Raw genomic sequence first — 20,096 nt, 5'->3', positions numbered from 1 at the left:
GTACGGCTTTTTTGTTGATCCTGATCTTGACTTCCACTGCTCAAAACCGTGAATGTAAAGCATTTTTTTGTATTTTTTTAAACAAGTGAGCGCAATGCTTTACACTGCGTTTTGAACCGGCATCTCTTCTCTACTTTACTATAGAAATTCAATGGTCTGTTTTCCTAAAATAGGATTAGTATAGGTGCGACAATCAACTTCATAAAGTTCTTTGATGACCGCTTCCGTTAAAACTTCTTCAGGCGTACCTTCTTTAATCAAACACCCGTCTTTCATAGCATACAAGTAATCTGTAAAACGTGATGCTAGATTCAGATCATGTAAAGCGGCCAATACCCCAATCGGCAGGGCACTGACTGTTTTTAAAATACTCAATTGGTGCTTGATATCTAAGTGGTTGGTGGGTTCGTCTAAAACCAGGAATTTAGGCTGCTGCACCAAGGTTCTTCCTAAAATGACCCGCTGCTTTTCCCCACCGGACAGCGACAGGAAACTTCTATCCGCCAATTTTTCCAAGTCCATCTGGTGAATGACTTTGTCAACAATTTCGTAATCCAGAGCGTTGTCTCTTTCCATCAAACCTTTGTGCGGTGATCGTCCAAGCAGTAGCATCTGGCGGACGGAAAAGTCGAAATTGACTTGGTTAAACTGCCCCACTACGCCCATTTTTTTTGCGAGCTGTTTGTTTGAAAGTCCCTGAACATTCTCATCATCCAACAGAATGATCCCCATGTCGGGTTCGAGTATTTTCGAAACGCTTTTCAATAGCGTCGATTTTCCGCAGCCGTTCGGTCCGATCAAACCGACAAATTGATTCTGACTCACATGCAGGGAAATATCTTGAATGATTTGCTGCGATGCAATAGACACCGAAACATTTTCAACAGTTAAATTCATTGTTACCCTCCAAACTCGTAGCCTTTTTTAACAAAAATATAAATGAACAGTGGTGCACCGATCAGTGATGTCAAGATCCCAATGGGTAATTCCACCGTTGGCAGGATGATACGTGACAGAATGTCGGACCACACCATGAACAAAGAGCCTGAAAAGACAGATAACGGCAAAAAGTATCGATGATTGGATCCAACGATGCCACGGATCATATGCGGAATGATCAAGCCAACAAAACCGATCATCCCGGTGTTTGCAACAATAATACCGGTTAGGATCGAAGCGATGACTAAGTATAGTTTACGGTAAAAATTAAGATTGACCCCGAGCGAGATCGCTGCTTCATCACCCAGCAGCATGATATTTAAAATGCGTTCTTGTGTTAAAAAGAATAGGAAACAAATCAGGACAACTATAGCTGTCAAAGGTAGCGTGGACCAGCTTGCTCCTGCCAAGCTCCCCATCATCCAGAAAGTGACCGTCCGAATTCCTTCCGCATCGTTGGCTATATAAATAATGAAATTAGAAAATGCTGTAAACAGCGCGTTCAGTACCATCCCGGATAAAACTAGTTTGATGGAATTCACTTGTCCGCCTACATTCGATAAAAGCAGGACAAGAAAGGCAGCCGTCACCGCACCCAGGAATGCCCAAAAAGACAAACCCAACTGAGCGAGTAGACCGGTTCCACCGAAGCCGATCATTATGGCAAAAGTCGCGCCCAGAGATGCGCCAGACGAAATACCTAAGATGTAAGGATCTGCAAGTGGGTTTTGGACCGTTGTCTGCATGACGGCACCGGCTAGTGATAAGCCCATACCCGTGAGCATCGCTAAGAGTACTCTTGGAAAACGAATCTGCCAGATGATATTCTCATAGGCACCTGATGACAGGCTGGATAGATCACCGATCAGTCCGCCCGATAGGTTTTTAATGAGTATCTGAAAAGATTCGGTGAGAGGCACCGCGACTTGTCCGACCGTGACACCGATCCCCACCGAAAGAATGATCAATACGGTAAAGAGGAGTAAGCTCATGTAAAATAATTGGCGCTGTTTGTCGATGCGGTTCATCACTTTCTTCCTTCCTGGCTAAGAATTAATTTGTTGAATACACTTCAGTGCTGAGTTGTTCCATACCAGTTAAAATCTGGTAACCGTAGCTCCAGAATTGATTGTAATCGATGGTATAAACGCGATCTTCCTGGATAGCTGTCAAACTGGAAAGTGCCTCATTGGCTTTCAAATCAGCCATGCTGTCAGCAGGAGCGCGGCCGCCAGTGTAGTTGACCATCAATAATACGTCCGGATCCGCTTCAAGTAACGCTTCAACACTGATTTCACCCGCTGCGTCTGCAAACGTATTGTTCAAATCCATGTAGCTCAACGCATCGTTTAAGTAAGTGTCTGCTGCCCCACTGTACACGTCTACGTTAGTACCTTCTGCCCCAAAGATGTAAGCATAATCAAGCGTTTCCTGATCTTCAGGTACACCCGCAACAATGTCGTCCATGCGTGTCTGCACATCATCTGAAAATGCCTGTGCGTTATCTTCTACTGTAAATAATTTTCCTAAATTGTCAATGTCCGCATACAAATCATCGAAGGTTGCGCCGGTCGTTGAAGTCGCTTGAATATAGGTTTGAATATCCAGCTCATTCAATTCTTCTACGGTACCCGTTCCCCATTCTGCATTCGAAAACAGCTGGCCTCGTCCCACGACGATATCTGGATCAGCCCCAACGACCAATTCTTTCCCGACATAGCCTTCTGCCAATACTGGTATACTGGAGAAATCTTCAGCCACTGCTTCATCGCCTGCACCGTATAATGCGGCTACGCCCGTAATGTCATCACCTAATCCAAGTTGAAGTAGCAATTCCGCTGTTCCCTGGTTATTGGCAACGATCGATTCCGGACGCGATTCGTAGGTTATTTCTTTTTCAGAGAAATCAGCACCTTCTGAAGACGCGGTGTAATTCTTCAGAGTCAACGGAAAAGCTGTTTCTGCTGTTTGTTCAGTCGACTCTTCATTTTCATTTGTATTTGTCTGATCTTCCGTAGAATCTGTCTGCCCACATGCGCCCAGCAACAAGGTTGAAGCCGTTATGAGTCCTAAGTATTTCGTCATTTTTATCTTGTTCATTTTTGTTCCTCCATTATACTATTTAGTTTTTTATTCGGTTGCGTATTGTTTCCAGACTGTCGCCACTTTTGGTTTCAGTTTATCGGCATAGGTCGACACGGTCCCCATTGCGTTAGCCTGTGGATCGATGTACGTTTTGGCAGCGTTGACGGCATTGACAGCATCATGAAATGCTCCGGCTATCAAATGGACTTTTCCCGGATATTTCGCAGCATCGCCTAAGGCAAAGACCCCCGGAATTGCTGTTTCAGTTTGCGGTGTGGCTTTTACATAATAATTATCAAAGACTTCCAGTCCAACGTCATTTTGTTCAAACAGTTCATTTTTTCGGTTGAAGCCATGACACACGATCACTTCATCCACTGAGAGCGTTTCTTTTCGATTCGTCTCTTTGTCTTGAATCGTGATCGTCTCGATACTGGAACCATTAGGAGTGAGTTTTTTACTGATCAAATCGGCTTGTAATATACACGTCACCGGTCCGCTCAATACTCGTTCCACTTCCGCTTCATGACCTTTGAATTCTTCCTGTCGATACACCAGGATGACCTCTTTGGCAATCGGTGCCAGGGTATTCGCCCAGTCGATAGCTGAATTGCCGCCGCCCGAAATAAAGACGCGCTTATGCTTCATTGCCTCAAAATCAGTCACCGATACATGCACGTTGTCCAAAAGTTCACCATTATTGGTGAAAAAAGGCGTAGGCGTAGGGTCCAGAATACCGTTACCCATTGCTAGCAGGAGTGTTTTGGTCAAGTAGGTACTGTCTTTTGTCGTGTGTATCTGAAAATTACCATCCGCTTCTTTTGTTATCCCGTCGATTTTCTCGCCGGTATGGATCGTCGGTTGGAAGGTTTTCGCCTGATCAATCAGCTGCTGAATGACTTGTCCAGCAGGCATCGGTGGCATACCACCGACATCCCAGACGATTTTTTCAGAATACAGATTCAACTTGCCGCCTAAATACGGCTGAGCCTCGATCAGCTGAACGTTCATCGCGCGGAGACCGGAGTAAAAGGCACTGTAAAGCCCCGCCGGTCCTCCACCGATTATCGTCACGTCATACACTTCCATAGTATCTTCCTTTCCAGAAAACGTCGCCATTTTGTTTATACATACCCTCTTTTAATCAATAATATCAAGAAATATAATGTAGGGATAAATAGAATTAAATCGTATCAGCAACACGTTTTTGTAATTGAGAATGATTTTCATTACCAATTATATGATGAATTAGGACCAAAGTAAATAGCAATGAGAATATATTCACAAAAGAGTGAATAATCTTCAAAAAAGCACTATCTATACCGGCACCTTTCGAAAGAGTGCATCATTCTTGAGTGCTTTTCCTGTAACGTTTTATGAATGAGAAATAATGAAAATCCAAATCAGTTAGTGTCGGAATTTGCTCATTAAACTCTTCACTTTTAAACGCTTTTCGCATTTTTATTTAAATATGCTGGAGCATTAACGACCGTTTCAATCTCAGAATGACAAACAAACCGAATGCCAGTCTGTAATTAGTCAGACTGGCACTCGGTCTATTTAGGTATTGTTTATAAAAGTGACGATTATCCGTACCTGACTTTGTTAATTAAAAAGGATACGTAAACGGGAGTAACGGTAAGTTTGTTTTTGTGTCAAAAACATACCCCTGCGGATTGTTTCGCCAGGCATACCTAACTTCTGTCACATTACTTAAATCAACTGATTCAAATAATGCACATTTTATCTCATCATTATTAGTGCTTGTTATCTCAGCTTTTCTCCACTGACCAGCTAATTTGAGTTCGATCTCCAGCATTTCTTCTGTCAAAGCAAGCTCACCTTGCAAACCTTTCACTTTCAATGTCACTGCTTTTTTTGACTTACTTATGTCTCTGATTTCCAAATTAGCATACGCTTCTCCTAGCTGGTAGTCTCTACTTAATGCCACACGAGCTAATCTATGCGCCAGTGTTTTTTTGTCATGCGGATGAAGTTCGTATGATAGTCCACAATCAAGTGCTGGAATCATTTCCGAGTTATCGATCATAAAGCGGGCGCGATCCTGTTCATAGCGTAATTCCGCCCACTTCTTGTCATCGCTGCCCACAGCTGGATCGACGTAATTTGCCAACTGCACATAGTAAAATGGCAAGTCTTCTTTGAAGAGATTTCTCCAGTCTTGCACCAATCGTTTCATCAATTCTTTATAGCCCAGAGGTTGCTTGGAATTTGATTCACCCTGGTAAAAAAGAAAACCTTTGAACGCAATATCTTTTGACGGGTACAACATGCCTTTGTATAGAGCCGCTGGCTTGTAATGTAAAAACAACATAGGCGCAATCAATTCCTTTTGGTAACCGATTCTATAAAGCCACTCGCCTTCAAGAGAAATGGTTTCCTTATCCAATTCGATCTGATAAGGGACATTTGGTATGAATCCACCGTTAGCTGCATCGATCATTAACCGGACAACCAAGGTATTCGTTCCCACTTTCAAATCTTTTTTATCTAAAACATATTTGCGAGGCGGATAGCGGTAAGACGTTGCGCCTACTTTTTTCCCGTTCAGATAGGTTTCATCTCCGTTGATCAATGATCCTAGGCGCAGTCTCAACCGTTCTGATTCAAGGTGTTCTTCCTTTACTTCAAATGTTTTTCGGAACCATATCACACCTGAAAACTCGGCTAAGTCTGTGTCTTTAAACATGGCCGGCAGTTCCAGCGGTACCCAGTTTGCTGTGTCGAGATCTTCTTCCATCCATTTTTGCGAGTCTTGCAAACCTCGGTCGTGCTCATCAAGGTCCTCATACCATTCCTGATTTATTTTCAGATCTTTCTGAATTTCTTTTTCCACAATTTCCGGATCTCTCCAGTAATCCATTTCTTCATCGTAATCGCCTAATTCATGTAGTGTTTCTTCACTTATCCATGCCTCAATCGGTGTGCCGCCGACAGCTGTATGGTAAATCCCGATAGGCACACTCAACTCTTCGTGAAGCTTTTTAGCATAAAAGAAACCCAGAGAAGAAAAATCCTGGATATTTTCTTGAGTAGCGGTTTTCCATTTTCCCTGCTCGAGCCATTCTTTGGGTTTATCGAAAACAGGATCCAATTCCAGATGGAACTGACGAATCAATGGATAATCTGCCGCATCGATCTCTTCTTTGAATTCATCATAAGTCCGGTTTACGGGTAATTCCATATTGGATTGCCCACCCAATAGCCAGACTTCTCCGACATAAACATCTCTTATCACTTTCCGACTTGTCCCTGTTATATGTAATGTATACGGCCCGCCAGCTCGTCTGGGAGATAACGTTTCTGCCCACAGACCTGAAGCGTCAGCAACTGTTACAACTTTTTCTGAATCAAAACAGATGGTTACTTGAGTTCCGGGTACGTCTTTTCCTTTAATGACAAGAGGATCGTTTTGCTGTACGATCATGCCGTTACTGATATATCTTGGTACCCATAATGTCTTATCGGTGTTCATCATCATTTCCTCTTTTCGTTTGAACTTTCAACACTTCACTCATTATTATAATCGAAAAACTAATTTTTTAATAATATCTTCTGTCATTATCACTTAAGCCTCCTTTATAAGGACTTTCAAAGTCTTTTTTAAAGACTCATCAAAGCAACCTTCTCACTATTTTACAAGCAGATACCCCGATATATTATTTTGAAAAAGCAAGCGTCTGGGAACAATTTTTCAAAAGAAAGACACCGTTAAAACCATAATCAGGTTAAAGTGGACCCTATGTCAAGGACAGTTTGATAAAAACCCCTTATAAATTCTAATCGCTCCTTCTATGATAACGTCATAGGAGGAGCGATATTACGTTTAAGACTGGATCAATACTTAGGTTTCGGGTGGGGAATATCCAAAAAAAATGAATAAGAAGGATTTTCACAGTCCAGAAACCTTTGGTTTCTCAATCTTTAAAGACATGCATACAGAACGCGTTTATCCAAACTGGATCTAGATTTTCATTATCCTGCTATCTTCAATCCTGAAAACTGGAAACAATTAGAGGAAAAGTATTTTGATCGCTTTAATAAGGATGTTCTATCGGTACTTGAATCTCAGGAAAATCAGGCGTTTTCACCAAATGACTCAGAGGATACACTCCCGTTTTAAAATAATCATAATATTGATTAGGCGATAGTTTCGCCAGTTTCCACTGATAGCGTTCTGTATTATGATAATCCATATAATCATCAATGATGGGGTGAAGGTCTGAGAATACCTCCGCATCATCAAGATAGGCTATTTCGTCTTTCATATGTCCAAAGAAGGATTCTTGGGGAGCGTTATCCCAACAGTTTCCTCTTCGTGACATAGATTGACGAAGTTCTTTATCCACGAGTAACGTTTGAAATTTCATACTTGTATAGTGAATGCCCTGGTCGGAATGGATCAGGGTTTTCTGTTGTTTTGAAATCTCATGGTTGATCAAAAGGTCTTCAATCATCTCTAAAACAAAATCAACACTTAAGGATTCACTTAATTGATACGCTAAGACCTGGTTCGTGAATGCATCAATCACGACAGATAAATAAGCTTTCCTTCCTCGCCCATAAAAGAGATAGGTTATATCTGTTAAGAGGATCGTTCGTGGTCCGTAGGCTCTAAATTCTCTATTAACGAGATTAGGCTTTAAGGCATGTTCCTTGCGTGCTTTTGCCATACGCTTATACGGATTCGGTTTTCTTATAGGGCAGAACAGTCGGAACTTCCTCATTAGGCGCTGTATTTTCTTCCGATTCATGAGTATCTCTATGTGTAACAGTCGCATATGGATCCCTCTGGATCCTTTATCATAGCCACGATGTGTATAGGCTTCAAGTATCAAATCAAAATCGTGCTGATCTTGTTCTTCTCTTTTCTTTCGTCTCTCTTCAGATCTCAACCAGTTATAGTACCCCGAACGTGAAACTAAAGCAATCTCACATAACCATGATATGTTTAACAAGTTATGATCTCGCTTTGTTAGGTCTTTGATGAGTTGGAATTTTTCTTGTGTGAAGCCCTCTTGGCCTTCCGATGGATAAAATTTGTTTTTTTTAGGGCGTCTATCTGTTGTTTTTGAAGGACGACTTTATGTTTCAAGTAGGCAATTTCCTCTTCCTGTGTTCGTTCTTTAATACGAAGTCTTCCACTGGACTCACTACGTAAATCCGTAAACCCTTCTAATCGATGACTCATAGTTTTTATTCGTCTAGAAAAAGTCTTAATACGGTCTTTCCCTAACGCGGTCACATCAAAGTCTGCGTCTCTAAATATTTGCGTAGGTCCTTTTCCGAGAGCTTTCTCTTTAGCGAAATGTTCTTTGAAGGTCTCTGTGTAAGTAATAGCTTTAAGTGATACTTTCTCTACATAAGGATTTTCTTCAAGCTTTAGTCGTTCTTCCTCAGTGAAATAGTTTTTCCCCATTTGAATACTCTCCTATGAACTCATATAGTTGGGTTCATTATACAGTAAAGAACCCTATAAAATAGAGAACGAATAAGGGTTTTTTATCCGTGTCTATTCTATAGGGTCCAGTTCAGGTTTTAACGGTGTCTTTCTATCTATCTGTTAAAAACTATCAATAACGGATTTGTTTTTTTACGAAAAGATTCTTCTGTAACCATCTTTTCGATGTTTATCCATTAGTCGTTATCAGTCACTAATTTGTGAGAAAGGTCTTTAATTGTCGGATAAATTTCTTTGTAATTGGCATAAACTTTGTCGTACTGTAAAGCAGCTTCAGAGTCTGGCTGTACTTCTGATTTGTACTTAACAAACACTTTTGAACAGTCTGCAAATGAGTCAAACCAGCCGGCACCGACAGCAGCGATCATCGCAGAACCCATTGCCGGTCCCTGCTCTGTTTCAAGCGTGACGACGGGTGTATTGAAGATATCTGCCTGCATTTGCAGCCAGTCAGGATTTTTAGCTCCCCCACCGACTGAAACGATTTGTTTGAATTCTTTGTTTGAATGTTTCTTCATCAATTCAAATGAATCTCTCAGTGAGAAAGTGATGCCTTCCAAGACAGCACGAGCAAAATGGTCACGGGTATGCGCGATATCCATACCCAAAAAAGTTCCGCGGATATTACTGTCTGTATACGGTGTGCGTTCACCCGAAATATAGGGCGCAAAGAGCAGTCCGTCAGATCCGGGTTTGATATTTTTGATACCTTTTAGCAGTTCTTCAAAACTTTCATTTGGTGCAAAGGTTTGTTTGAACCAGTTCAAGCTATTTCCGGCAGCCAGAGTCACACCCATAGTATAGAAGGCATTCGGTACGACATGATTGAAGTAATGCAGGTGACCATTGTAGTTTTTATCGCCTGTTTCCTCATATGATAAGAAGACCCCGGACGTTCCGATACTTGCCATGCCTTGGTCCGGTCTTACGATCCCTGCTCCCACTGCTGCACAGGGGTTATCAGCACCACCTGAAAAGACAGGAACACTATTTAAAAGACCAAGATTTTTGGCCAGGTCAGCATCCAAATCACCGATTCTATCCTGTGACTTAACTAAACGTGGAAAGATAGAGGATGGAACATTTAATTTTTCGGCGATTTCTTCGCTCCATTCACGTGCTTCCACATCCAGAAGTAACGTCCCCGCTGCATCAGAGTATTCCATCTGCTTGCTTCCCGTTAAACAGAAGCCTAAATAGTCTTTAGGTAGCAAGAACGTCGCCACTTTGGACCAGATGGCCGGTTCATTTTCCTGCACCCATAATAATTTAGGTAACGTAAACCCTTCTAATGCTTTATTTTTAGTGATATCGATCAAGTTATCAATTTTTTCGGTGATCGTGACACATTGGTCAGTCGTACGCACATCGTTCCATAAAATGGCATTACGCAGGACGTCATCTTTTTCATCCAACAAAACAAGTGAATGCATCTGCCCAGAAAAACTGATACCTTCCAAATTGTCCTTGGCATCAAGAGTTGACTTGAATATTTCTGCCATGACTTTTTTGGCTGCTCTGAACCATTCTTTTGGATCTTGTTCACTGTATCCCCGTTTAGGTGTCAGTAAAGGATAGTCAGCTGATGCTTCATCAACGATTTTCCCTTCCTTATTGACTAAAATCCCTTTCAAACTACTTGTTCCTAAGTCTAAGCCTAAAACATAACTCATCGTCACACGTCCATTCTCTGTATATTTTTGTAATAAAAAGGAGACAGATTAAACGGAAAGTCTCCAATCTGTTTAATCTGTTGGCTTTACCAATGGAATCTGTCCCCTTTTTATTTTTTATTTATTTTGATGTGCCCGTCTGACCTAAGGCGGGTTTGCTGGCGCCACTGCTTTTATCTTCATTCCAGTGACGGGTCTGTGTCCAGTGATCGCGAGTGTCCTCAGCTTCTTCATAACGGAAGTATTCGAAATCAGCCGCTAAATGCATGCCGCTCGTGTCGATACAGCTCATGCCTACGAACGCCCCGGTAAAGAAGCCTGATTCTTGAATATATTCATCGGATAATTTCCAGGAATCGAACGTGATTGGGATCTCGTTCCAGTTTTCGCCGTCGAAAGAATAGCTGTATTGGTAAGTGTACTGATTGACATTCACTTTGAACCAGACAGCATCCGCTTCTTCAGGCACGCGTATTGTATCTGCGCCTAACGGGTTGGAAACATTTTGACGTTCGGATGCATATAGATCTATGATTTTTCCTTTTTCTTCATCCCAGGTGACGTGAAGGCTTGTCCAATTTTTAGTGTTGTAATAGTTCACTAAACCGGCCTGTTGCTGGAAAGTCACCGGGTCGACAGTCACTTTTGTTTCCGCTTCAAACTCAAATGCCTGCCAGCGACGAGCTACTAAAGCTTGCTTGTGTAAGCTGGAGAAGCTTCCAGCACCGTAAAGACGCAAGTGACTTGGGTTATCAGTTAATGAACCAAACTGTTCATAGGGAATACGAAGTGTCTGCCATTGTCCGCCGATATCTTCAGACTCAAAGGAATCCGTGATTGGGAAATCAAGATCCCATTTTTGTTCCGGTAGATTCGGCGCTTGAACCGTTACCTTGGGGTAGTTGCCATCAACAACATAGGGCCAGCCGTCTTTCCATTCGAGTTTCTGGATAGCTGTTTCTCGACCCAGCTGACAGTATCCTCGGTCCATCAGTAAGACGTCACCCGGTGCTTTAGTCGGACGACCGGTCAAGTGTGCCAAATACCATTCACCATTTTGCGTTTCAACGATGGAGGCATGCCCAGCTTTTTGAAGAGCCAGTCTCGGATGTGCCCAGGAAGAAATCAGCGGGTTATCCGGATGTGTTTCATAAGACCCGTCAATAGATTCAGATCGAGCAAGGGTTGCATGATGTTCATACATCGTGCCGCCTTCAGCCGTCAGTAAGTAGTAGTATTCGTTGATTTTATATAAGTGCGGTGCTTCTGTCAGACCAACATCTGTTCCTTTATAAATTATCTTGCGGTCGCCGATCAGTTTTTTCTCGTCATGACTATACTCTTGCAACACGATTCCACCAAAGTCATGGTTTCCAATGCGGTGGTCCCAAACCATATTGACGAACCATTTGCGCCCGTCATTGTCATGAAACAGTGAAGGATCAAAACCGGACTGGTTCATGAAGACCGGTTCGCTCCATTCCCCATCAATAGTGTCACACGTGGTCAAGTAATTGGTTACGTCCTTCCATTCGCCACTTGTTACTTTAACATCTGAATAGATAAGGTAGAATTGTCCGTCTGCATAACTCAGCTGGGGTGCCCATACGCCACCCGAATCCGGGTTTCCTTTCATATCCAGTAACTCGATACGGTTCAAAGGGCGAGCAACCTGATGCCAGTTTCTTAAATCTTTGGAATGATAAATAATCACACCGGGAAACCATTCAAAGGTTGAGACAGCTATATAAAAATCTTCACCCACCCGACACATGCTGGGGTCGGGATTAAAGCCTTTTAAAACTGGGTTTTGAATCATTGACATGAGTAATGCCTCCTAATTTTTTTTGATTGTTTGCTTTTTACAAATTGCCTTTGTTCCCGACTTATAAAAGTCGCTTTTTTCTCATCCTCATCAGGATATTCCAACCGATGTTTTACAACTATATCAATCTATTAGTGTGTATTTTTATATGTAATTAGATATGATATAATGGTTATATAGGTAGTTTGTTAGTTATATTAACTAACTCATTTACAACTATAGCGAATCTATTTTTTAATGTCAAGCGCTTTCAAACACTCTTTATACGTCGCTGATCATTGAAACTAATATTTTTAAACTACACTCTGACGTTTTGACGTGCAGTTTGAAAAACTTGCCCTAATACAACTACAAGAAACGAGGAAATAAAATGTTAAGAATGAAAAGTAATATCAGAGAAAATAATAGTGTTTTGGTCCTAACAGAGATTACCAACCATCCCGAAATTTCACGCACCAAGATTTCAGAAATGACAGGTCTGAATAAAGCGACCGTGTCAGAAATCGTTAGAAAATTAATTGAAGATGACTATGTGATTGAAATCGGACCGGGGAACAGTACCAAATCAGGTGGACGCCGCCCCATTTTACTGACCGTGAATAAAAAAGCTGGCGTATCTATCAGTTTCGATGTCCGTTATGATCGTATCAGTTATTTGATAACCTATCTCGACGGCGAAAAAATAGATTATGAAATCAAAGAAACAAACATTAATAAAGATAATGTTGTTGCTCATATCACCACCGTGGTTGATGCTTTTCGTTCCAAGATGAATAAAAGCCCTTTTGGTATCATCGGGGTGACCATCTCTGTTCATGGTGTTGTCGATAAAAACTTGATCAAATTTACCCCCTATTTTGATTTGGATAAGATTGATCTTATTGAAGAACTGAAAAAAAGTATCGACCTACCTATTCACATTGAAAATGAAGCGAATTTATCCGCTTTAGCAGAAGCAGCTTTCGATACCGAACATCAGAACATTATTTCTCTCAGTGCACATACAGGTGTCGGTGCCGGTATCATTCTAGATGGTCAACTCTACCGAGGATACAACGGACGAAGCGGTGAAGTCGGTCATACAGTTCTATATCCTGATGGTCTAAACTGTCCTTGTGGCAATCATGGGTGTCTGGAGCAATATTGCTCCACCAAAGCAATTATTCGAAATTTCCAACAATTAAAAAATGATAAATCGCTGAATTTTGATAACTTACTTGAAGCCTATCGTCAAAAAGATGCTGATACACAGAATATGATTCAAAAATTTACTAAAGACCTTGGTATTGGTTTAATGAATATAATCGGGAACTATGACCCCGAAATAGTCTATATAAACGCTGAGATATTGGAAGAAATCCCTGAACTTATTGGTTTGCTCCAAAACTCGCTCAATTCCACAATTTATAAAAATTTCCCGATCAGACAATCCAAACTCGGACACAAAGCAAGTTTATATGGCGCTACTGTTTATAATTTAAAAGAGTTTCTAAATGTTGATAATGTCGGGTTTAATTTAGATATGGAGAAAGTATTGGAAATATAATAATATTATCCTTTAAAAAAGCCATTGTCCCAGACGAGATTATTTGGCAATAGTGACGCTGGTAGTTTATAGCTACCCGTTTTCTTTTTGTCGATTTCTGATGGAACGTGACTGTAATAAGCCTATGGTAAAAGGAGATGACTATGAAAATAATTATAGATGCAGATGCCTGCCCGAAAAAAGAAGAAACGATTGCCCTTGCGAAAAATTATGACCTGGAAGTGGTTTTAGTGGCAAGTATTTCCCACTTTTCCACGAAAGAAGTCCCCAGCCATGTCAGACAGCTTTGGGTCGAGCGTGGCAGTGACCAGGCGGATTTCAAGATCGTGGGTATCACACTGCCCTACGACATCGTGATCACGCAGGACTATGGCCTCGCCTCGATGCTGCTGCCTAGAGGGTGCCGCGTCCTCCACCATGATGGATACGAATATACGGAAAGTATCATTCAACACCTGATCGACGGCCGTCATCTTTCAGCCAAACAAAGGCGCACATCAAAACGCAGTCGGGTAAAAGCCCTTCATCCTTTTGCTGATCAGACCCAGTTGGATTATGAAGACTTGCTTGAAACCGTGATCCAAGAATCATTAGCTGAACGAAAGGACTAGAATCGAATGATTACGATTGGATTAACAGGTTGGAGTGATCACGACCTTATTCAACATGATCCCCAAAGAAAGCTACAGGAGTATGCTGGGCACTTTCCTGTCGTTGAACTGGATACGAGCTTTTATGCAATACCAAAACGGCAAACGATTTTAAATTGGATAGAAAAAACGCCTGAGGCTTTTCAGTTTTTTCCAAAAGCATACGGCGTAATGACTCTACATAAACCTTTTGAAGAAGAATTCACAACCATGGATGACGCGTTTGAAGCCTATTTAGCTGCATTTCAAACGATGCTCGACCAGGATAGAGTCAAAGCTTTTCTGTTTCAATTCCCGCCTAACTTTGACTGTGTAAAAAAACATGTCACGTATCTACGCTATGTAAAAAGTAAAATGCAAGACTTGCCTATGGCAATTGAATTTCGGAACCCCAGCTGGTTTAGTGAAAAGAATAAAGAACGGACACTTGCCTTTTTAAAAGAATTTCAATGGACAAATGTGGTCGTTGATCAACCCCAGACCCCAAATAACAGTGTTCCAAAGATCCCTGAAGTGACCGCTGCGTCCTTAAGCGTCATTCGCCTGCACGGCAGGAACTACGAAGGCTGGTTAGGCGAAAACGTCACCGACTGGCGAGCCGAACGGACCCTTTACGATTATTCAACAGAAGAACTCGAAGAATTGAGTGCATTAGTGAAACAATTGAACCGGGATGCCGAAGAAGTATGCGTTATTTTCAATAACAATTCCGGCGGTCATGCAGCTAAAAATGCCAAGTCTCTGCAACAATTACTTGGACTTGATTTCTCCGGCCTCGCGCCGAAACAACTCGATCTGTTTTAAAAACGACGAAACTGACCCCTGCAGGTCAGTTTCCACAACCATTGAACGTTTTAAGGTGGTTCATACTCGCTTATCGGCGAGTATGGTCATCATTAGAATCTTGTTAGGTAGACTCAGACCAGTTTCTGCTTGAGTTTACCGAACTTGGGCCTACTTGGCATCACTCAGGCCGGTTTGTCTCTGAGTTTACCGAAGTTGGGACTACTTAGCACCACTCAGACCGGTTTGTCTCTGAGTTTACCGAAGTTGGGCCTACTTAGCACCACTCAGACCGATTTGTGTCTGAGTTTACCGAAGTAGGGACTACTTAGCACCACTCAGACCGGTTTGTCCCTGAGTTTACCGAACTTGGGCCTACTTAGCACCACTCAGGCCGGTTTGTGCCTGAGTTTACCGAACTTGGGACTACTTAGCACCACTCAGACCGATTTGTGTCTGAGTTTACCGAAGTTGGGCCTACTTAGCACCACTCAGGTCGGTTTGTGTTTTGAGGATGCCTAACTGAAACTTCAAGGTCACTAAGATAATATTTCTTTGGAGTAAGCCTGATCATAAGCACAGTTAATAAAGATTACCTTATACAAAAAAAGAGGCAAAGACGGTTGTCTTTGCCTCTTTTCCTTATTCAATGCATTAAACTGTTGGAAGATTCGGATCCAGTACTTTTCCTTTTTCCATGATTTTTTCGTCATCGATCCATACGGTAGGTTCTTGAACTACGCAGTCGATGTGGACCCCCGCTTCTGTTATTCCACCGAATGGTTTGTTTGAACCAAAGGCGATATGAATCGTGCCAAATACTTTTTCATCTTCTAAAACGACCCCGGTTATACGAGCTGAAGGATTCGTTCCAATACCGAATTCTGCAATGGTTTTTCCTTCATCTGTTCCGAGTAGGTCGAGTAAGTCTTGTCCTTGCTTTTCTGACGCACTAACTAGTTTCCCATTTTTGATTGAGAGCGTTACGGGTTTATTCACTTTACCAAGCTGTGCAATTGACCCATCGACAATCAATTTTCCATTAGCTGAATCTTCAAGCGGGGCAATATAGGCTTCACCTGAGGGAACATTTCCAGCCTGTCCTTTTTTCCGGAATATCCCGGTACTTGGTATGCCGTTACGCCCCTTTATTGAAAACGTCAGGACTTCCCCATCTTTCTCGATTTTCACCCGACTTGAACGTTCAAGTAACTCAGTGAAATACCGGGTCAATTTTTGGATAGTAGCCGGGTCCGCTTCAATGGCTCCTTTTTCAAGCATCGATAACGTCATGCCCGGCATCGTACCGATTCGCGTACCAGTCGCTGCGGCCTCTTTTTTAGCTCGGGTATGAGTCAAACTGGCTTGCGTCACGCACAAAGCCACGTCCGCATCTTTCATTGCCTGAGCAATCAGTGCGGGCGGTTCTTCGCCTGATTTATAAATAGCTGGAAACTGTGAAAAGATGGTTTCGTTCCCTTTTTTACAAGCCGCTTCATAAAAAGGAAGGGCCACCTCGCGCATACTGTCGTCGGTGATGATCACGACCTTTTCATCTTTCTTTAAATCAAAATTGTTTTCAAAGACTTTTATAGCGTTGTCAATATAATTAGTCATAACTTTCTCCTCTTCTGTAATTGTCTCTATTCCTATCATAGCGAAAACACACTCAATTTGAAAATATTTCAAGTTATCTATCACTGATCAAGATGAGTCATCAGTAAGAGTTGTCGTTTATCAAAAGAAAGTGTAGACTGAAGAAAATGTGAAAGGAAGTTAATGATGCCAAAAACAATGAATGCATACGGCTTTTATGATCCTGAAAAAGAAAATGAGTTACCTACTTTCAATAAGATAGAAATGGCTATTCCTGAACCAAAAAATCGAGAAATCCTGGTTGAAGTCAAAGCGGTTGGAGTAAACCCAACAGATCTGGCGACCCGAATGATGAAAAGATCAGCGGACGATTCTTTCACTAGTTTAGGAAGAGACGCTAGTGGCACAGTCGTTGAAGTCGGTGAATCCGTCACCTTGTTTAAAAAAGGGGACGATGTGTTTTACCCAGGGTCAAGTAAATTTCTGGGAACCCAGGCGGACTATCATATTATCGACGAACGCATGGTTGCTCTAAAACCGAAAAATCTCACCTATAATGAAGCGGCAGCTTTACCTCTCACGGCTGTAACGTCTTATGAAGTTATTCATGACCGCTTAGATTTATTTTCGATTTCAGAAAATCCGAGTGATGTGACCCTGTTGATCGTGGGCGCAGCTGGTGGTGTGGGATCGGTCGCCTGCCAGATCGCCTTGAATTATGGTTTTAATGTCATCGGCACAGCTTCACGAGATGAAAGCAGAAAGTATGTCAAAAATTTGGGTGTTAAAACAATTTTGGATCATTCAAAACCTTACCGCGAACAATTAAAAAATCTAGGTATCGACACAATTGACGCTGTTTTCATCGCTGCCAAGGTTGATGAAAATATCCGAGAAGTCGGTAAAATCATCAAACCGCAAGGCCGTGTCTGTTCTCTCCTTCCCTTACTGGATCCATTGCCAACAAGCTTCTTTGGCAAGAGTGTGACCTTCAGTTATGAATTGATGTACACTCGCTCTATTTATGAAACAAACGACTGGATCAAACAACATGAGTATTTAACTGAACTCAAAAACCAGATCGAACAAGGTTTTATCCATTCAAACCTTGAAACCTTAATAAGCGAAATGAATGAAGAGACTCTTGAAAATGCCTATAAACAATTGATGACTGAACATACCATCGGCAAAATTGTTTTAGCGCACAACAAAAAATGATCAACTCATAACAGCGTAGCTTCATGATTGGAAAATATAATCAAAAAAACATAAAATTTAGCCACTGAATGTTAAATCATTCAGTGGCTTTTAATTTATACACAATATTCAGTTCGTAGCTAAAAGATTACAACTTAGTTCTCCCAGTTTCCTGCCAACGACTTGATCGTGCTTTCCAGTGCTCCCGCCAAGATGAAAATGATCCATGACCAGGCCCAGGCTCCTTGTAGAAAACTAAAGACAAGATAGATGACAACAATAATCGGCCAATATATTTCTTCCAAGATATAATTCACTTTTTTATTGCGTTCATCTTTAGCCGCCTCTATTTCAATCGATTCAATATATTTCCCATTGGTCAAGATGATTCCATAAGCACTCCAGACGTTGCCGCTGTAAGTAAAGAAAATGATCCCAGTGCCAATGAGTATCAACATGAATCCCACACCGACCAAAACGGGAATCATCGGTGTCAATGCCCCCATCAAAACGGGTGTGAGCGACATGATACAAAGGGACACCCCGGCAACGATACTGAATATAAAGGAACGTTTATAATTATCCTGGTCATCCTGGATCCATTCTTTGTCGGTCGGCATGATGATAAACGGTGAATAAAACGGTTTAAAGTCTTTGGCTTTCATTCCTTCGATAATGAACAAGCCGATCCCAATCACTGCTAAGGTGACCATCAAGAGCAAACCAAGATATAAAGCACCAGGTATCATCCCTTGAAAAGCCAATAACAGGAGTAAACCAGCTATACCCGATAGACACGCCAACACACCCAACCCGACATTCAGTCCCATCCGTGCTTTAGCTTCCACAAAGCGAGCTAGATCTTCCGAACTCATCGTTGTATACTGAGCTGTAACTTTTTTATTCACCCGACTTACACCGAATTCTTCCAGTAACTCATCGATGTCTCCAAACTCAGCGATCACGACCCCGATCGCTTCATGCTCAGTTGCGCCACCTTCTTTTAATGCGAGATACTTGTCTTCCAGATTCGCCAGAATGTCCGCTTTCAACTGCGTCGTTTCATCGTTCATGGGGACACCTTTGAACATCTGCTCAATATATTCTCTGATAGTATTCATTTATCTTCTCCTCCGACTAATTGATCGACCACTTCTCTTGTGATATGCCACTCTTTCTGTTTTGCTTTTAAATACGTTTTCCCTTCAGGTGTGATTGAATAATAGGTTCGTTTTTTTCCCTGGGTGACCGTTCCAGGATATGAGAGGATGTAGCCTTTCTTTTTCAAACGCGTAAAAGCTGAATACATAGTCGTTTCTTTGATAATATAATCGCCATCGGTCGTTTCCTTTATCTGCCTCGATAGTTCATACCCGTAAGAATCGCCCTGATCCAATAAAGATAGAAGAAAGGTATCGTTATATCCCCGTATGACGTCGCTACTGATCATTCAACCACTCCTTCCGTTTGTTTAATATGTATTATCATTTCATAAATGTACTTCATCTGTCGTTGTACTTAGTTTACTACTTTTTCATAAAAATCACTACTGTTAACGTAGTAATAAATGAGTTTTTTTTGAATCATAAAAGTGGTGAATTCGAGTTAAATTATTCGGATTTATAGAAGGGATTCCTTATAAGTTTGCTGTGTCTAGTTTATTTATCACTTTTACGAAGATTGATTTTGACAATAGTTGATTGATTCGGTAGTTTGGGAGACACTGTCACAATGTAATTACCGAACCGGGTACAGGTTCGGTAGTTTGGAAGAGCCGATCACGCTGTACTTACCGAACTGGGTACTGATTCGGTAGTTTGGAAGAGTCGATCACAACGTACTTACCGAACTGGGTACAGGTTCGGTAGTTTGGGCGAGCCGATCACAACGTACTTACCGAACTGGGTACAGGTTCGGTAGTTTGGGAGAGTCGATCACAACGTACTTACCGAACTGGGTACAGGTTCGGTAGTTTGGGAGAGCCGATCACAACGTACTTACCGAACTGGGTACAGGTTCGGTAGTTTGGGAGAGTCGATCACAACGTACTTACCGAACTGGGTACAGGTTCGGTAGTTTGGGAGAGCCGATCACAACGTACTTACCGAACTGGGTACAGGTTCGGTAGTTTGGGAGAGCCGACCACGCTGTACTTACCGAACTGGGTATTGATTCGGTAGTTTAGGAGAGTCAATCAAAATGTAATTACCGAAGGAAGTACAGGTTCGGTAGTTTGGGAGAGCCGATCACAACGTACTTACCGAACTGGGTACAGATAAGGGCATTTCAAAGAGACGAATAACCCATATTAAAACAAAAA

At 41.8% G+C, this 20,096-nt stretch carries 16 protein-coding genes; 4 read left to right on the top strand and 12 right to left on the bottom strand.

Annotated features, from left to right (window positions below; translation table 11 throughout):
- Positions 1–138: 138 nt before the first annotated feature.
- The 9 genes from ACO1PF_RS10920 to ACO1PF_RS10880 form a co-directional block, all read right to left on the bottom strand.
- Entirely contained in the window at positions 139–897 is a 759-nt protein-coding gene (locus ACO1PF_RS10920; RefSeq protein ID WP_423189087.1) for an ABC transporter ATP-binding protein, read from the bottom strand.
- Positions 898–899: 2 nt separating this feature from the next.
- A complete protein-coding gene (locus ACO1PF_RS10915) occupies positions 900–1,967 on the bottom strand; it encodes a FecCD family ABC transporter permease (RefSeq protein WP_423190549.1) in 1,068 nt (355 codons plus the stop codon).
- Positions 1,968–1,992: 25 nt separating this feature from the next.
- The gene (locus tag ACO1PF_RS10910) at positions 1,993–3,039 is read right to left on the bottom strand and encodes an ABC transporter substrate-binding protein (protein ID WP_423189086.1); all 1,047 of its coding nucleotides are present in this window, start codon (positions 3,037–3,039) and stop codon (positions 1,993–1,995) included.
- Between the two features lie 30 nt (positions 3,040–3,069).
- Complete coding sequence (locus tag ACO1PF_RS10905) at positions 3,070–4,143, bottom strand: NAD(P)/FAD-dependent oxidoreductase (RefSeq protein ID WP_423189085.1); 1,074 nt, start codon at positions 4,141–4,143, stop codon at positions 3,070–3,072.
- Between the two features lie 490 nt (positions 4,144–4,633).
- Positions 4,634–6,520 (bottom strand): sialate O-acetylesterase, encoded by a 1,887-nt coding sequence (locus ACO1PF_RS10900; RefSeq protein ID WP_423189084.1) that lies wholly within the window; start codon positions 6,518–6,520, stop codon positions 4,634–4,636.
- A gap of 562 nt (positions 6,521–7,082) precedes the next feature.
- Positions 7,083–8,003 carry an IS3 family transposase gene (locus ACO1PF_RS10895; RefSeq protein ID WP_423189083.1) on the bottom strand — a complete coding sequence of 307 codons (921 nt, stop codon included), beginning with the start codon at positions 8,001–8,003 and terminating at the stop codon, positions 7,083–7,085.
- Between the two features lie 17 nt (positions 8,004–8,020).
- Entirely contained in the window at positions 8,021–8,464 is a 444-nt protein-coding gene (locus tag ACO1PF_RS10890; RefSeq protein ID WP_423189082.1) for an HTH domain-containing protein, read from the bottom strand.
- 218 nt (positions 8,465–8,682) lie between these two features.
- Positions 8,683–10,179, bottom strand: a complete 1,497-nt coding sequence (gene xylB, locus ACO1PF_RS10885) for a xylulokinase (protein WP_423189081.1) — start codon at positions 10,177–10,179, stop codon at positions 8,683–8,685.
- Between the two features lie 121 nt (positions 10,180–10,300).
- Positions 10,301–11,998, bottom strand: coding sequence for a glycoside hydrolase family 43 protein (locus tag ACO1PF_RS10880; RefSeq protein ID WP_423190548.1), 1,698 nt, complete (start codon positions 11,996–11,998; stop codon positions 10,301–10,303).
- Between the two features lie 376 nt (positions 11,999–12,374).
- Here ACO1PF_RS10880 and ACO1PF_RS10875 point away from each other — a divergent pair, with 376 nt between their 5' ends.
- The 3 genes from ACO1PF_RS10875 (at position 12,375) to ACO1PF_RS10865 (ending at position 15,004) form a co-directional block, all read left to right on the top strand.
- Positions 12,375–13,550 (top strand): ROK family transcriptional regulator, encoded by a 1,176-nt coding sequence (locus ACO1PF_RS10875; protein WP_423189080.1) that lies wholly within the window; start codon positions 12,375–12,377, stop codon positions 13,548–13,550.
- Between the two features lie 143 nt (positions 13,551–13,693).
- A complete protein-coding gene (locus ACO1PF_RS10870) occupies positions 13,694–14,161 on the top strand; it encodes a DUF188 domain-containing protein (protein WP_423189079.1) in 468 nt (155 codons plus the stop codon).
- Positions 14,162–14,167: 6 nt separating this feature from the next.
- Entirely contained in the window at positions 14,168–15,004 is an 837-nt protein-coding gene (locus ACO1PF_RS10865; RefSeq protein ID WP_423189078.1) for a DUF72 domain-containing protein, read from the top strand.
- 633 nt (positions 15,005–15,637) lie between these two features.
- On the opposite strand, the gene ACO1PF_RS10860 is transcribed toward ACO1PF_RS10865, so the two are convergent.
- A complete protein-coding gene (locus ACO1PF_RS10860) occupies positions 15,638–16,600 on the bottom strand; it encodes an aminopeptidase (protein WP_423189077.1) in 963 nt (320 codons plus the stop codon).
- A gap of 162 nt (positions 16,601–16,762) precedes the next feature.
- Here ACO1PF_RS10860 and ACO1PF_RS10855 point away from each other — a divergent pair, with 162 nt between their 5' ends.
- Positions 16,763–17,797, top strand: a complete 1,035-nt coding sequence (locus ACO1PF_RS10855) for a zinc-binding alcohol dehydrogenase family protein (protein ID WP_423189076.1) — start codon at positions 16,763–16,765, stop codon at positions 17,795–17,797.
- Between the two features lie 134 nt (positions 17,798–17,931).
- Here the strand turns inward: ACO1PF_RS10855 and ACO1PF_RS10850 are convergent, their stop codons facing one another.
- Both ACO1PF_RS10850 and ACO1PF_RS10845 read right to left on the bottom strand, forming a co-directional pair.
- A complete protein-coding gene (locus ACO1PF_RS10850; RefSeq protein ID WP_423189075.1) occupies positions 17,932–18,897 on the bottom strand; it encodes a permease prefix domain 1-containing protein in 966 nt (321 codons plus the stop codon).
- Positions 18,894–19,226 carry a PadR family transcriptional regulator gene (locus ACO1PF_RS10845; RefSeq protein WP_423189074.1) on the bottom strand — a complete coding sequence of 111 codons (333 nt, stop codon included), beginning with the start codon at positions 19,224–19,226 and terminating at the stop codon, positions 18,894–18,896. The genes ACO1PF_RS10850 and ACO1PF_RS10845 overlap by 4 nt, the downstream gene beginning before the upstream one ends.
- Between the last annotated feature and the right edge of the window lie 870 nt (positions 19,227–20,096).

Source organism: Alkalibacterium sp. f15 (genome assembly GCF_049389645.1).
Taxonomy (GTDB): domain Bacteria; phylum Bacillota; class Bacilli; order Lactobacillales; family Carnobacteriaceae_A; genus Alkalibacterium.
Note: the sequence above shows the minus strand (reverse complement) of the source record. Positions and strands in the feature narration are given on the sequence as shown.

Bases quoted from the DNA above. Each gene is read 5' to 3' on its own strand.
- ACO1PF_RS10920 (WP_423189087.1), bottom strand. From the start codon at position 897: ATGAATTTAACTGTTGAAAATGTTTCGGTGTCTATTGCATCGCAGCAA.
- ACO1PF_RS10915 (WP_423190549.1), bottom strand. From the start codon at position 1,967: ATGAACCGCATCGACAAACAGCGCCAATTATTTTACATGAGCTTACTC.
- ACO1PF_RS10910 (WP_423189086.1), bottom strand. From the start codon at position 3,039: ATGAACAAGATAAAAATGACGAAATACTTAGGACTCATAACGGCTTCA.
- ACO1PF_RS10905 (WP_423189085.1), bottom strand. From the start codon at position 4,143: ATGGCGACGTTTTCTGGAAAGGAAGATACTATGGAAGTGTATGACGTG.
- ACO1PF_RS10900 (WP_423189084.1), bottom strand. From the start codon at position 6,520: ATGAACACCGATAAGACATTATGGGTACCAAGATATATCAGTAACGGC.
- ACO1PF_RS10890 (WP_423189082.1), bottom strand. From the start codon at position 8,464: ATGGGGAAAAACTATTTCACTGAGGAAGAACGACTAAAGCTTGAAGAA.
- xylB (WP_423189081.1), bottom strand. From the start codon at position 10,179: ATGAGTTATGTTTTAGGCTTAGACTTAGGAACAAGTAGTTTGAAAGGG.
- ACO1PF_RS10880 (WP_423190548.1), bottom strand. From the start codon at position 11,998: ATGATTCAAAACCCAGTTTTAAAAGGCTTTAATCCCGACCCCAGCATG.
- ACO1PF_RS10875 (WP_423189080.1), top strand. From the start codon at position 12,375: ATGTTAAGAATGAAAAGTAATATCAGAGAAAATAATAGTGTTTTGGTC.
- ACO1PF_RS10870 (WP_423189079.1), top strand. From the start codon at position 13,694: ATGAAAATAATTATAGATGCAGATGCCTGCCCGAAAAAAGAAGAAACG.
- ACO1PF_RS10865 (WP_423189078.1), top strand. From the start codon at position 14,168: ATGATTACGATTGGATTAACAGGTTGGAGTGATCACGACCTTATTCAA.
- ACO1PF_RS10860 (WP_423189077.1), bottom strand. From the start codon at position 16,600: ATGACTAATTATATTGACAACGCTATAAAAGTCTTTGAAAACAATTTT.
- ACO1PF_RS10855 (WP_423189076.1), top strand. From the start codon at position 16,763: ATGATGCCAAAAACAATGAATGCATACGGCTTTTATGATCCTGAAAAA.
- ACO1PF_RS10850 (WP_423189075.1), bottom strand. From the start codon at position 18,897: ATGAATACTATCAGAGAATATATTGAGCAGATGTTCAAAGGTGTCCCC.
- ACO1PF_RS10845 (WP_423189074.1), bottom strand. From the start codon at position 19,226: ATGATCAGTAGCGACGTCATACGGGGATATAACGATACCTTTCTTCTA.